The organism is Vibrio sp. MMG023 (assembly GCF_021654215.1).
Taxonomy (GTDB): domain Bacteria; phylum Pseudomonadota; class Gammaproteobacteria; order Enterobacterales; family Vibrionaceae; genus Vibrio; species Vibrio jasicida.
The window spans coordinates 326,116-340,126 of record NZ_JAKFZP010000005.1 but is presented as its reverse complement, the minus strand read 5'-3'; the positions used below and the strand labels follow the sequence as shown (position 1 = coordinate 340,126).

Annotated in this window: 13 protein-coding genes; 2 read left to right on the top strand and 11 right to left on the bottom strand. The window is 42.1% G+C overall.

Annotated elements, in window-relative coordinates:
- Positions 1-88: 88 nt before the first annotated feature.
- The 4 genes from L1076_RS17950 to matP form a co-directional block, all read right to left on the bottom strand.
- Positions 89-1,303 carry an HDOD domain-containing protein gene (locus L1076_RS17950; protein WP_237304197.1) on the bottom strand — a complete coding sequence of 405 codons (1,215 nt, stop codon included), beginning with the start codon at positions 1,301-1,303 and terminating at the stop codon, positions 89-91.
- Between the two features lie 131 nt (positions 1,304-1,434).
- Positions 1,435-1,758, bottom strand: a complete 324-nt coding sequence (locus L1076_RS17945) for a hypothetical protein (RefSeq protein ID WP_104026305.1) — start codon at positions 1,756-1,758, stop codon at positions 1,435-1,437.
- Between the two features lie 113 nt (positions 1,759-1,871).
- Positions 1,872-2,183 carry a DUF3634 family protein gene (locus L1076_RS17940; protein WP_237304196.1) on the bottom strand — a complete coding sequence of 104 codons (312 nt, stop codon included), beginning with the start codon at positions 2,181-2,183 and terminating at the stop codon, positions 1,872-1,874.
- Positions 2,184-2,194: 11 nt separating this feature from the next.
- Complete coding sequence (gene matP, locus L1076_RS17935; protein ID WP_045404428.1) at positions 2,195-2,644, bottom strand: macrodomain Ter protein MatP; 450 nt, start codon at positions 2,642-2,644, stop codon at positions 2,195-2,197.
- A 211-nt stretch (positions 2,645-2,855) separates the two neighbouring features.
- Here matP and L1076_RS17930 point away from each other — a divergent pair, with 211 nt between their 5' ends.
- Both L1076_RS17930 and fabA read left to right on the top strand, forming a co-directional pair.
- The gene (locus L1076_RS17930) at positions 2,856-4,496 is read left to right on the top strand and encodes a Lon protease family protein (protein ID WP_105068092.1); all 1,641 of its coding nucleotides are present in this window, start codon (positions 2,856-2,858) and stop codon (positions 4,494-4,496) included.
- A gap of 70 nt (positions 4,497-4,566) precedes the next feature.
- Positions 4,567-5,085: a bifunctional 3-hydroxydecanoyl-ACP dehydratase/trans-2-decenoyl-ACP isomerase gene (gene fabA / locus L1076_RS17925; protein ID WP_038872958.1), complete on the top strand. Its 519-nt coding sequence runs from the start codon at positions 4,567-4,569 to the stop codon at positions 5,083-5,085.
- A gap of 129 nt (positions 5,086-5,214) precedes the next feature.
- Here the strand turns inward: fabA and rmf are convergent, their stop codons facing one another.
- The 7 genes from rmf to pyrD all read right to left on the bottom strand — a co-directional run bounded on the left by rmf (position 5,215) and on the right by pyrD (position 13,833).
- Positions 5,215-5,388, bottom strand: coding sequence for a ribosome modulation factor (rmf, locus tag L1076_RS17920; protein WP_005532367.1), 174 nt, complete (start codon positions 5,386-5,388; stop codon positions 5,215-5,217).
- A 170-nt stretch (positions 5,389-5,558) separates the two neighbouring features.
- Positions 5,559-7,298 (bottom strand): DUF3466 family protein, encoded by a 1,740-nt coding sequence (locus L1076_RS17915; RefSeq protein ID WP_237304195.1) that lies wholly within the window; start codon positions 7,296-7,298, stop codon positions 5,559-5,561.
- Positions 7,299-7,305: 7 nt separating this feature from the next.
- Positions 7,306-9,225 carry an ABC transporter ATP-binding protein gene (locus tag L1076_RS17910; RefSeq protein ID WP_237304194.1) on the bottom strand — a complete coding sequence of 640 codons (1,920 nt, stop codon included), beginning with the start codon at positions 9,223-9,225 and terminating at the stop codon, positions 7,306-7,308.
- Entirely contained in the window at positions 9,203-9,454 is a 252-nt protein-coding gene (locus L1076_RS17905) for a glutaredoxin family protein (RefSeq protein WP_038872965.1), read from the bottom strand. Before L1076_RS17905 ends, L1076_RS17910 begins: the two co-directional genes overlap by 23 nt.
- 22 nt (positions 9,455-9,476) lie before the next feature.
- Complete coding sequence (rlmKL, locus tag L1076_RS17900) at positions 9,477-11,603, bottom strand: bifunctional 23S rRNA (guanine(2069)-N(7))-methyltransferase RlmK/23S rRNA (guanine(2445)-N(2))-methyltransferase RlmL (RefSeq protein ID WP_038872968.1); 2,127 nt, start codon at positions 11,601-11,603, stop codon at positions 9,477-9,479.
- 512 nt (positions 11,604-12,115) lie between these two features.
- Positions 12,116-12,658 (bottom strand): cell division protein ZapC, encoded by a 543-nt coding sequence (locus L1076_RS17895; RefSeq protein WP_237304193.1) that lies wholly within the window; start codon positions 12,656-12,658, stop codon positions 12,116-12,118.
- Positions 12,659-12,822: 164 nt separating this feature from the next.
- Entirely contained in the window at positions 12,823-13,833 is a 1,011-nt protein-coding gene (gene pyrD, locus L1076_RS17890; RefSeq protein WP_038872975.1) for a quinone-dependent dihydroorotate dehydrogenase, read from the bottom strand.
- Between the last annotated feature and the right edge of the window lie 178 nt (positions 13,834-14,011).

Sequence of the window (14,011 nt, the reverse complement as noted above, 5' to 3'; positions counted from 1 at the left end):
ACCTTATCTTATTCAGTTCTATTTATTACGACATTAAAAAAGCGACTTGATATAGTCGCTTTAAACTTTTTGTGACACTGTCGCTTCTTTATATCATGAGCGTCATCTTCCCTGGAGCACTCATTCTAATTGATGATAATGCTTCCGCCGATATCTGGACGTTAGCAAACCAAAATGGTTTGTGCTTTTTTGCAAACACTGCACTTCTTGATAATCCATCATAGATTGCATATGCCCTAGCCTGCGCTAATGCTGCGCCATAGACACTACGCTCTAAGATGGGTTTGCTTTCAATGTCTTCAAGAACAGCAACTTTTATATGTTCTACATTCTTCGGCCAATGAAAGTTTTCTAAAAGTCTTTTAGTCACCAGAGCTTCCATATCGACAATGACTTTAGGCAAGAAAGCGGAATTTGGTCGGACATCTGCACAGGCATAATACTCATCTTTCCTGTTCGTTTTTCTATAGTTCAGCATGACTTCAATGAGTGCGTCTTCAAACGTATCTGTGAAGTGATTAATCAATACGATGCTACCTAAGCTACGAAGCGTTCCGATCAAAACACCACAATCGGAATCTTGAACATCTGCCGATTCCAATCGCATTTTGGTGACGTTGGCAGTCAAAACCAATTGTTGCCAAAACTTGGGAGTCAGGATTTTAGTATTACTATCTGACCATCTCATCATTGGGCGCGCCATTAAAACTGGGAATAGTTTGCGGCAATTTTCAATTCCAAGGCGACCAATCGCGACTCTTGCATCTGAACTAGTTTTAGCAGCACTTCCTCGCTCACGCAGTCTTGAGTTTTCAATCAGGTCTATAATCGTTGAGCTTAGCTGATGGCTATTGTTAGCCAAGTCTGTCAGTTTTGAAAAGCTTAGAGATGGAGAATAGGCAAACGATGCGAACAGCTCAAATGCGGGTATAATGCTCGATAATTTATCAATTGGAAGCGTTTCAAGCTTTTTCATTAACATTCGATCGGCGACTTTCGATACATCGCTGATGACTTTTTGCAGTGTTTTCTGCTTGTTTTCCACGATTTGGCGCTTTTCTTTTACTCGCTCTTGTTCGCACATGAGAAGTATTCTTTGGTTGCGCGTGATTCTGTCTTCTTCACTAAAGATCACGTCGTCACAATATCGCCCCTGTAAACTAAGGAGCTTATCCACTTGTGACTGATCCACTTGGTGATTCATACTAGCTAGCCACTTGGCATGTCTAAGTTCGACTTCTTTCGATACCTTGACTGCGATGTCCATTGCTTCTGGTGTATAGTTTTTCTGCGTGAGCAACAAACTGCTATTCCTAACGTTGTTTTTATTTTCCTGTTGGCAAGTTTATCTATAAAGACACAAGCAGTAAATGGAATGTGACATTAATTCCACTTATAAATATATCCAAGTTATCGAAATATTATTAGTGAAGGCTAATCACCCGTTGTTATGTGAAGTCGTATGTATTTTTCCGCAAACTTATAACGATATCGTTTACCAATTTTTAAGTTTGATTTTACAAATTTACATACGCTTTTATCACCACTTCCCTTTACTTTTTTAATCTTCGCAGTCTTACCTTTATGCTCCATCTCAATCATTAGGTCACAATAACCTTCATAGCTATCAAATCGTCTATTGGTCTTCTTTTGCAATTCTGTTTTAATTTTCTTTGCAATGGGGTTCGTCTCTGAATCATCGGCTTTCGCGGCTGATGCCCCAATTAAAAAACAGATTAAAGTGACAGTGTATCGCATGGAGCTTCCTTATGATTCATAAAAGAAAAACTCTAACTTACTGACTTAATAGATATAAAACGGGGCGCAATTAATGCGCCCCATTTAACAAGAATAAGCAACTGATAGTTTTCTTAAGCTCTTTTTTTCCCTTTGCTTGACTTAAAGCCTTGATGAGGGAAGACGTTACGAATTCGCTGCTGCACTTTCTTCGGAACTTGTTTCGAAAAGGTCAAACGCATTCCTGTTCGCTGATTATAAGCTTTCATCTCACCATCAAAAGGGTCATGCTCAGCAATGTCTTGCAAGTTGTGTTTAAAGGAAGGAGGAATATGACCTTTCACTTTTGTAATGTGCCCTTTCTCAAACGATATTTTTAAGACAGGTCTATCTACAGCGATAAGCCAAAAAATAACAACAGCAGCAATCAAGATTACATAAAGCATTTGATACTCCATTAACTAGACAATAGTTTATTTAAATCTTCTTTAATCGAGGTTACTTTTTGACTGGCCTTCTCACTGCGAGAAGCTTCTGAGAGTAAATATTCAATTGCGTCAGAGAGTGTACAACCTAACTCGTTCGCACGATTTGACAGTTTCTCCCAAACTCGATAGTCAAGATCAATCGATTTCTTTTTGGTATGAACTTGTTCAGCATTGAAATGGCGCTTACGCTTGGCACGAATTGCCTGTTTGAGTTTATTCTCTAACTCTTCAGACATATGATTTTCAATCCAAGCAAGCACTAAAGTTGGTTCATGTTCTAATTTTCGTAGTTCTGCAACGGCAGCATCCGCTTCACTGGTATCAATATACTTGGTGACCGATTCACCATCTTTCCATTTTTTGATCAGATATTTCCATTTCCAACCACACTCTAGATTTTCAAGCTGCTGATATTTCATCCTTTCGACCCTTAAAACACACCTGGTGACAGCGTAACCCAGATATTGCTATACAGCAATTAAAACTCCATAAAGTATCGATGTTGATCACTCATTTGTCGAAGGTTTAATCATATGAATATTCAGTATTTTTATATTGCTCAAATTCTCGCTATGGAGTTATAGGACGTTTCGTTATAATGACCTCAACATTGAATTAAGACGATTATTAATGAACCAACTTGACTGGCAAGACGTAACTCCTTCATTTCAGCCATATGAAGCACTATTAGAAACCGCCCCATTTCTCCCTGCAAAGACATTTACTGACCTACAACCTCGCTTGACGGCAACGTTGAGTCGATTTGCTCGGGTAAATGGCCTCACAAGAGTCCTACTCGTAAACTGCGCAGATAATGCAATTTACCGTGAATTCGTTCGAGAAGCTGTAATCGATATTGCGTCTTTGCCAGTGGTTTCAACAGAGTCTCTAGACGCAAAAGATCTATTTGATCGATATAGCGTAAATACTGAAGGTCAATCAACTTTCGAGAATGGCTTATTATCGAAGGCTCATGGTGGCTATCTAATCGTTCCTGCTAACCTCATTTTGGCAAACGCAGTAAGATGGCCGAGTGTGAAAGCTGCGATACAAGGGGAGGCTTTTGCTCCGATTAACTTAACCCCGAATCGTATTGCATCCTCTCCTTTTGTAGCTCAGCATTATGACGTTAAGTTGATCATCACAGGTGACCGAACTCAATTGGCAGAGATTGAGTTTGTAGATGACGATTTTTCTACGGGAATGACTATGTACACCGAAGTAGAAGAAGATATTCACATCTCTGAGCGTAGCCTCGCTCTTTATTTCGGCTTAGTGAATTGGATATGTAAAAAATATCAGCACCCTAGTTTGGACGATTCGGCATTTAAACGCTTAATGCTTGCCGGTATGCGTTATACGGAAGATCAACATTACCTACCTCTTGGTGTTCTTTGGCACAATCAATTGATTAGTTTAGCCAGTCAATATACTGAATGTGACACTATCAATTTTACATCGATTGATGCTGCCATTGATGACAAATACTATCGTGAGTCATATCTACCACAACGCGCCGTTGACGACATTCTTGATGGGCAAGTGATCATTGAAACTACCGGTGAACAAGTTGGGCAGATCAATGGCCTAACCGTTATTGATATGGCCGGACACCCTGTTTCTTACGGAGAGCCCGCTCGCATTTCGTGTGTGATTCATTTTGGTGATGGTGACATCTCCGACGTTGAACGAAAAGCGGAATTAGGCGGTAACTTGCACGCCAAAGGTATGATGATCATGCAAGCATTCCTAAGCTCGGCGTTAAACCTTGATGAGCCTCTGCCATATTCTGCATCTATTGTATTTGAGCAATCTTACAGTGAGGTTGATGGCGATAGCGCCTCATTAGCGGAATTGTGCTGTTTGGTGAGTGCCCTGTCTGAGTTTCCCGTTGACCAACAAATTGCGGTTACTGGCGCGGTTGATCAATTTGGCCGTGTCCAAGCCGTTGGCGGCTTAAATGAAAAAATCGAAGGTTTTTACCAAGTCTGTAAGCACCAAGGCTTTACCGGGGAGCAAGGGGTTATTTTACCTAAGTCAAACCTTAAACACCTTGCGTTACATAAAGATGTAATAGAAAGCATTAAAAATGGCGAGTTCCATATTTGGTCGGTTTCTACGGTAGATGAAGCTATCCCAATTCTGATGTCGAAGCCATTCCGTGGTGAAGATGACAGCATCATTGGCAAGATCGCCGAACGTATTGAAAACTTTGAAAGACATGAGCATCCTTTAGGAATTGTGGAGCGCATCAAAAACTGGTTTGTCTAGTACTGATCGGAGTTGTTTAGCGTACACGTGTTCACTAAGATGCAGCTATCAAAAATTGGAGTAATTGATAATGCAAAACAAACGTGATTCTTATAACCGTGATGATCTTTTAGCCTCTAGCCAAGGAGAGCTGTTTGGTCCTGGTTATCCGCAGCTTCCTGCGCCGAACATGCTAATGATGGATCGCATCAGTAAAATGTCTGAAACTGAAGGGGATTTCGGTAAGGGTTTGATCCTTGCAGAGTTGGACATTACTCCGGATCTTTGGTTCTTTGATTGCCACTTCCCTGGCGACCCAGTAATGCCAGGCTGTCTTGGTCTAGATGCAATGTGGCAACTGGTTGGTTTCTTCCTCGGTTGGGTTGGCGGCAAAGGTAAAGGTCGTGCTCTAGGTGTCGGCGAAGTTAAATTTACTGGCCAAATCCTACCAACAGCGAAAAAAGTAACGTACGAAATCCACATGAAACGCGTTGTTAACCGCAAGCTTGTAATGGGCTTAGCTGATGGTCGTGTATGTGTTGATGGTAAAGAGATCTACGTTGCGAAAGATTTGAAAGTTGGTTTATTCCAAGATACTTCTAGCTTTTAATCTCCTGCTTACAGATTATTCTTAAGGCTCCTTTTTGGGGCCTTTTTCATTTCTACATTCATCCTCGTTACAAATGTAGAAAAGGCTCTTAAAGAGCCTTTTCAAATCCTTCTGTTTGTATGTGGAGAGTTATTTGTAGAGACCAGATTGTTTTTCATCTCTGGCATCACGCCAACCACCTAACCAATATGACCGAGCATCAATTTGTTGATACGGACAAGCCTCTTGAGACCTCCCATTCAACCCAGCTTTATAGCCTTGAGATTGAGCTCGTTCTAGGCGATCACGCTTTTGTCTCTTCATAGTTAATTCCTCATACAGGTCCATTTACTAACGTACAGCTGATATTGTGAAACTTTGATGGAGCTTTTATGACTCCAGTTATAAGAATCGATCAATTTGAGGATTTTCTCAAGGCATAAAAAAACAGAGGCTCATTTCTGTGAGCCTCTGCTTGATTTAAAAAATACTGACTATTTTCTACGGAACCCGAACAAACCTAGCATGGTCAAAGCCAACCAACCTAGGCCCGCACCTTGTCGTTCTGAAGACTCTTCTTCAATACTACGTTTCTCAATATCTTTTGCTGTTGCATCAGGAATAGGCATAAGCTTAACAGCAACGATTTGCTCAGTTCCATTACAAGAGGCGTTATGTTGAGTTGTCTTGTAACCACCTTCACACTTCATTGCGGTTGCTGAAATTACACCTGCATCGTTGATATCCGAAGCATTAATGATGCGGAATGCATTGTTTTCTTGTGAAAACTCACCGCCATTTGTGAGGTTGTCTAAAAACCATGCCTTATCTTCAAATAGGGTTTTGGACCTATCTGACGGACTATATGGATAAATGAAGCCACGTTTACGGCGAGGTTTACCCTCGTCTTCACGCGAGTTCTCAGCATCAAGTTGACCCACTATCTCATTTGATGCATTGATGCTGCCCATTGACCCGCCAGCGCCGTTAAAGAAGATTCCACTTGTTGGGTAAAATGCTTTGGGTGAGCTTTCTCTTATATCCTTCACGATAAACAAACGGTTTGGGTACGAACCAGTTGGCATCGGATAACGGCCAGAGCGCTTTGCCTCGCCTATGGCGACGAAATTATCATTAACGTCGGTCAGACGAGAGTTCGTATGTACAGTTTCATCATCAATTCGTTGTTGCGCACCATCAACAGATTTGTTAACCCATTCAACGTTTTCTAGGGAACCTTCTTTTTCTAAAGAACCAATAAACACTGTTGCATTCATATAGTTGTTATCAGAATAAGTGTTGTAACCAACACCATAAACGGTTAAACCTTCAACTTTAAGATCACGCATACTGCCTTGAGCCAATCGTTCACCATCTTCAGCTTGGTTACTTGGCCAAGCCAGTTCTGATACAAGGCCGGTATCATCCCATATCGCTGCTTTTGATGTATGGTGAGTACCATTCGTATTGGTAGCTTTTCGAGATACACTACCAACAGTAAATGTACCATCAGTGTTCCACGCGTGACTTTCTACAACGCTCGCTTGCCCTTCCTCCGTTATAATATTTGGTAGTTCAGGCGCGACAACGGTGTTCCTTGTCTCTAGTGTTGAATCATTTTCATTTACAACACTTTGGTTACCAATAACCGATAAGTTTTCAGTTAACTTATTGATTACATTGTTATACTTATTGTTGTAAGCATCAGGTCGGCCTTCGACTACTACCAAAGCATTTGAAGCCTCGTAGTCTTTGTAAAACTTCTCTTTCTGCCATGGCTTCCAGTTTAATGCTGCCCATGAGTCACAAGTTGAATAACCAAGTTCATTATAACAGTAGCGTTTGAAGTCCTCATCATCGCCAGCATCAGATGTGTTCTCGACAGTATAGAAGCTAGAATCCATAGCAAATGGAACCTCCTCTCTGTAGCTTACTCCATCTACCGCTTGTCCAACAGAAATTGGTTCGGCACGAGTCTCAATTGCTAATTTAAACTGGTCCGAAGTACAGTTCGCTCCTGCATCAAAACAACCTAGAGCGAATGGCGCGTTTGTCCCTGGGTTTTCTACATCGCCCTGTTGAATAGCTACACCGTAAGCGGTCTGGTAATCTAGAACGTCGCCATTAACTTCTGGCTCTACTTCCACCACTTGATACAATGCTGCATTCGCATTCATTGCCGTGCCAACCATCATCGCGACGGCGGTCAATTTGAATTTGTTACTACAATTCATCGAATTCTTAACTGTCCTGTTGCATTGCTTCGAGTTCTTCCCATCTCTCGAATGCGATTTCCAACTCCTGCTCTACAGCAGCGAGCTGTTCCAATACCGGTTGAGTTTCTTCTACAGATTTGGCAAAAAACGATGGGTCATTCACCTGTTCTTGTAGTGCCTCAATATCCGACTCTAATTGTTCTAGTTTAGCTGGAAGAGCTTCTAATTCTCTTTGCAGCTTATACGATAACTTCTTCGAGTTGTTCTTAGGTTGCGTAGTTTTGGGAGTTTCCTCAACCACTTTATCTTTCTTCGCTGTTTTTTCAACCGAGTTGCGCGAAGCAAGAGCTTGTTCACGTTGCTGTCTTGCATCGTGATAACCACCAACAAACTCCTCAATTATACCGTTACCTTCAAAAATCCAACTGGTCGTTACTGTGTTGTCGACGAACTCACGATCGTGGCTAACTAATAGTAACGTACCCTGATAATTGGCAAGCATTTCTTCTAAAAGTTCCAACGTTTCGATATCCAAATCGTTAGTTGGTTCATCAAGAATAAGTAAATTGTTTGGTTTCAACAATATACGAGCAAGTAATAAACGGTTCTTTTCACCACCTGAAAGTGCTTTAACTGGCGTTCTAGCACGCTTCGGAGCAAACAAGAAATCCTGTAAATAACTCAATGCGTGACGCTGGCGACCACCAACCATCACTTCTTGTTTGCCGTCTGCTAGGTTATCGATAACCGTTTTTTCAGGATCGAGAATTTCTCGGTACTGGTCGAAGTAAGCCACCTCGAGTTTTGTACCGCAATGCAAACGGCCGCCTTGAGTTTCTAACTGACCTAATAGCAGCTTGAGCACGGTACTTTTACCGCAGCCGTTAGGACCAATTAGTGCAATACGATCGCCGCGCATAATGTTGAAGCTGAAGTTATCAACGATATTTTTACCGTCAAAAGCAAAAGAGATATTCTCTGCTTCAAAGACAATCTTGCCTGAACGAGAGGCATCATCGATGTTTAAGTTTACCTTACCCTGAACTTCACGGCGGTCACTGCGTTCTTCACGTAATTTTTTTAGAGCTCTTACTCGGCCTTCGTTACGAGTTCGACGTGCTTTAATTCCCTGTCGAATCCACACTTCTTCTTGAGCAAGTTTTTTGTCGAATTCTGCATTTTGCATTTCTTCAACACGAAGCATCTCTTCCTTCTCTACAAGGTAGTTCTCGTAATCTCCAGGGAATGATGCTAATTGACCACGGTCGAGATCGACAATACGCGTTGCCATTGACTTGATAAACGTGCGGTCGTGCGAAATAAAGATGATCGAACCTTTAAAGTCTTTCAGGAAGCCTTCTAACCACTCAATGGTGGTCACATCAAGGTGGTTCGTCGGTTCGTCCAAAAGCAATACATCTGGATCGCATACAAGCGCACGCGCAAGTGCTGCTTTACGTTGCCAACCACCGGATAAATCCGTCAATTTTGTTTCGGGACTCAGCTTGAGAGCGCCCAAAACGTTATTAACGCGGTCATCAAAACGCCAAGCGTTCAAGTGGTCGAGTTGCTCTTGCACTTTTGCAAGACGATTAATGTTCTTTTCGCTCGGGTCATGCGTAACAAGATCAAGAAGATCATGGTAGATCTTGAGTAAATCGCCGACTTCTGCCAACCCGCCAGACACGAATTCGTAAACCGTGCCCTCTTGGTTACGAGGTGGATCCTGTTCTAAACGCGAAACCACCACATCTTGAGTCACTTGAATTTTGCCATCATCAAGCAAAATATCTCCAGCGAGTACTTTCATCAAAGTTGATTTACCAGCACCATTTCGCCCTACTAAACAAACTCGTTCGTTTTCTTGTAGAGCAAATTCTGCTTTATCAAGCAGTGGATGGTCCCCAAATGCAAGTTGTGCATTATGAATGGTAAGTAATGCCATTATTTTCCAACCAATTTTTGAGTTGTTCCAAGTTAAACGGCCAGTTCAACTCAGAATTTTGATATTTTAACACAGGGATTGTGACGCCGTAACGCGAGAAGAGTTCATCATCTAGTGCAATATCGACAATGTTTGTGTGTTCGGCGAGACCTGCCTGACCCATAAGGTCATATGCCATCTCACAGAGATGGCATCCTTCAGTGCTGTATAGTGTGAACGCTTGTAACATCCTTTTATCTTTAATCCTTTGTTTATTCTACGTGAGACACTAACCAACAGTTGTGAATATGTTTATTGCGAGAGAAGTCTAGTGGCAATGTTTGCGAAGAAATATTCTGCGCTTTTAGCCCTAACTCTGCCAACGCAGCTTCATCCATTTTAAAGTGGCGTTTATTGTTTGAGAAAACGATCGTGCCACCTGAACGCAACAAACGCTTAAGATTGGTCATCAGCTTAATGTGATCACGCTGCACATCAAATGAAGTTTCCATACGCTTAGAGTTGGAGAATGTCGGTGGGTCAATAAAAATCAAATCATACTCACCTTTCGCATTCTCTAACCATTGCAAACAATCTGCTTGTTCAAAACGATGTTGACGACCAACACGACCATTTAACTGCATGTTGTCTTTTGCCCAGTTCAGATAAGTATTCGACATATCTACCGTGGTTGTCGAACGTGCGCCACCCATTGCTGCGTGTACGGTTGCACTACCTGTATAAGCAAACAAGTTAAGGAAGTCTTTACCCTGGGCCATTTCACCCAAGCGACGACGAGTGATTTTATGATCCAAGAACAGACCTGTGTCTAGATAGTCGTGAAGGTTTACGATCAACTTCACGCCGTACTCGTTCACTTCAAGAGTTTCAGACTCCTGACCTAATTTTTGATACTGGCTACGACCTTTCTGCTTTTCACGAACTTTAAGAACAACTTTATTCGCTTCAACACCTGTCACCTGAATTGTGGCACGGATGATATCGGTCAAACGGCGTTTCGCTTTCTCTTCTGGGATATTCTTCGGAGCTGCGTATTCCTGAATCACAATTTGGTCGCCGTAAACGTCGATTGCTACGTTGTATTCTGGAAGGTCTGCGTCATAGATACGGTAACAATCTAACTTCTCTTTACGAGCCCACTTACCAATCTTACCAATGTTTTTCTTCAAACGGTTTGAGAAGTCAGGTGCGATTTGAACCGTGGTACCGTTCGCTCCCTTCACTTCATCAGCGCTACGCTCTGCAATGCTGTAGTTCTTTTGGTGACACGGTAACGCACCGTTATTCAGTTTAAACTGTTTATCAGCACGCATGCGAAGACAGCTTAATAGTTCGTCTGAACTAGAGAAGATAGACGCGTTACAACCGCCAAATTCTGCTTTTAATTGGCCACCAAATGCTGTGTATAGCGCAATTAGACCTGGCTCAGTTCCAAGACGTTCACCATAAGGAGGGTTAGAAACGATAACGCCCGCTTCGAAACCAGCCGGACGGGTAAGAGTTGCAGCATCACCCTGAGCGAATTCAATCAACTCTTCGACACCAGCTCTGCGAGCATTGTCTTGCGCTACTTTCAGAACTCTTGGGTCGTTATCGAAGCCGAAAAACTTAGCGTCAACTTTTTTGACGCCACGACGAGCTTGTACATTAGCTTCAGATTTAATCTCTGCCCAAAGCTCAGGTTCGAAGTCTTCTAACGCTTCAAAGCCCCACTGTTTACGTTTAACACCTGGTGCCATGTTAGCGGCCATCATTGCTGCTTCAATCAATAAAGTACCAGAACCACACATAGGATCCAAAAGCGGTTGGTGAGTGTCCCAACCGCTACGCATGATAATAGCTGCGGCTAGCGTTTCACGAAGTGGAGCTCGGCCAGATTCTGGACGGTAACCACGTTGATGAAGACCACTACCCACCATATCGACACCAAGAATCGCTTTGTCTTTATGCAGACGGACGTGAACACGGATATCCGGGTTCTCTTTACTGATGTTAGGACGAGGGAGCCCTTTTTTCTCGAAGCAGTCTACGATGCCATCTTTTACTTTCATTGCACCATACTGGCTGTTGCGGATTTCGCGGTTAGTACCGTTGAAGTCAACCACAAAACGCTTTGAGCTATGGAATTGGTTTACCCAGTTGATTGCAGACGTTGACAGGTAAAGGTCCATGTCGTCGTTACAGGTAAACTCCGATAAAACACGTACAAATCGAGACGCCAAGCGGCTCCACAAACAGCAACGGTAAATCTGCTCATTCGTTGCTTTAAATTTTACGCCTGCCTGTACTGGTTTGGCGTTTTCAATGCCTAGTTTAGTCAGTTCTTCAACCAGCAAGTTTTCCATGCCATTTGAAGTTACCGCGAGATATTGATTCATAGTGTTCTTTCGTCGATAAAAAATGGCTTTGATTATACCTGACTTTACGATCAATGCCTCGTTTTTAAAGGCTTTTTCGATTTGTTAGCACAATCCATCACCAACCCTTCCTGATGAAAGTCAAAACACAACACCTGTCATCAAGAAATAAGTCTCTTTTTCACTACCTAATAAGAACAAGCCCTCCAGAAGGAGTGAATACTTATTTGCCTTAAGTTTGGTCTATACCAACCGAGAGTTGAGGATGTAATTTACTTACAAAGTGAACGTATAGGGGAATAAAAGGTGAAATATTAGGCGCCAAGTTGTCTAATTTAAGGAAACGCTAAAATGAAAAAAGTGAAATAAAAGTGAGCTGCTTCATATATGAGATACGAAATCCCCCTCACCTAGGGGTGAGTTTTGAGTATGTACTAGGAGAGATTTGGAAAATTCTAGGCAAAAAAAATCGACCTAGTACGGTCGATTAATGCAAACAAAGGAACGAAATACAAAGAAAATCAAAAAGGAAACTACCCTACCATTGCCATTGGTGTCATTATAAATAAGTGATTAGCACATGACATTCTGTCATGCATGACTTTGATAGGCTGGCCGAAACCAAGTGCTTTACTTCCATTGAGCAAGAACTCTTCTTGCCCTACATAAGCACAAAAGCTAGAAGTATCACCTGCCTCAAGGACAATGAACACACCTTCGGAGTGTTCATTCGTTAAGAAAACCATATCCCCTTCTTCCGGTTTGTGATCGCATGCTTGAGCATCGAAGAACCAGCTCTTAGGCTGTACAGGTTTGTGGAAGCGTTTGGCGGCTACACAATAAAGTGTTAACTCTGCTTGGCGGTATTCGTTTATGTCGAGACAGCGAATTCGTTCGTTGTATGTTTGAAACGCGCTTGCATCATCAACTGTGAATTCATTTTCTGAGAAGGCGCAATTGACCAACAGCTTACGGCATAGATTGGTTTGGAAAATCATTTCCTCCCCTAAATCCAGCATTAAGCAAGCTTTGTGCTCGTCAAAATACCAATTCCATTTGTCGCTGGGTTTAAGCATTATTCCGTTCTCTTGTGACTAATTAAACAGCAATAAGAGGTAAGACGCTTAATTACCTACTCATGATTTTTAAATTTTACAAACGAACGGACAAAAAAAAAGAGGAAACGAATTCCTCTTTTTTAGTAACAAGCGTCGATTTCTCAACGATTTAGCGATTGATCTTATAGATTTTTAACAATATCGCGTACGAGACCAGGTCCGTGGTAGATAAAGCCTGTGTAAACTTGAACAAGTTGCGCACCTGCCATCATTTTCTCTTTTGCGGCAACGTATGAGTCAACACCGCCCACACCGATGATCGGAAGTTTGTCGCCAAGCTCTTCATGAAGTTTACGCACAACTTCTGTTGAACGTGATTGAACCGGACGTCCGCTTAGACCACCCGCTTCGTTTGCATGTTTCATGCCTTCAACAACAGTGCGATCCAGCGTTGTGTTTGTTGCTATAACGCCGTCAATGTTGTTCTTGATCAGAGACTCACAAATCTGGCTGATTTCGTCATCGCTCAAATCTGGTGCAATTTTCAGAGCAAGTGGTACGTACTTGGCATGCTTTTCTGCAAGTTCTGACTGTTTTTCTTTAAGTTCAGACAGTAATTCGTCTAACGCTTCTCCGTACTGAAGTGAACGAAGTCCTGGTGTATTTGGTGACGAGATATTCACAGCGATGTAACCTGCGTACTCGTACACTTTTTCCATACAAATCAGGTAGTCCTCTGCCCCGTTCTCAATTGGTGTGTCTTTATTCTTACCAATGTTAATACCAAGAACGCAGTTGTATTTTGCCTTTCTCACATTCTCAACTAGATGATCCACACCTAGGTTGTTAAAGCCCATACGGTTGATGATACCTTCCGCTTCAACTAGGCGGAACAAGCGTGGCTTGTCATTACCTGGTTGCGGACGAGGAGTAACAGTACCAACTTCGACAAAACCAAAGCCCATAGCGTCAAATGCTTCGATACATTCGCCGTTTTTATCCAAGCCAGCAGCAAGACCAACTGGGTTACGGAATGTAAGTCCCATGCATTCTACTGGACGGTTCGGTAATTGTTGACGATAGAAAAGATCGAGAGGAGTGCCGTTGAAGCGTTGGAAGTTTTTGATTGCAAGATCATGTGCCTTTTCGGCATCAAGTTGAAAAAAGCCAGTTCTGGCTAGACGGTAAAGCATTGTGCCTCCGAAAGAAAAAAGCCCCGTGTAAACGGGACAATATTATTTACTGTTTTTCGTCTCAATTCAATGAAAATGAATGAATTCAGCAAAATTGTACTTCTTATTTTAATTTTTCTTATAAAAACAGTCTATTATAGCGCTATTACCTATACAAAACTGATGGCTTTTTCGTTAA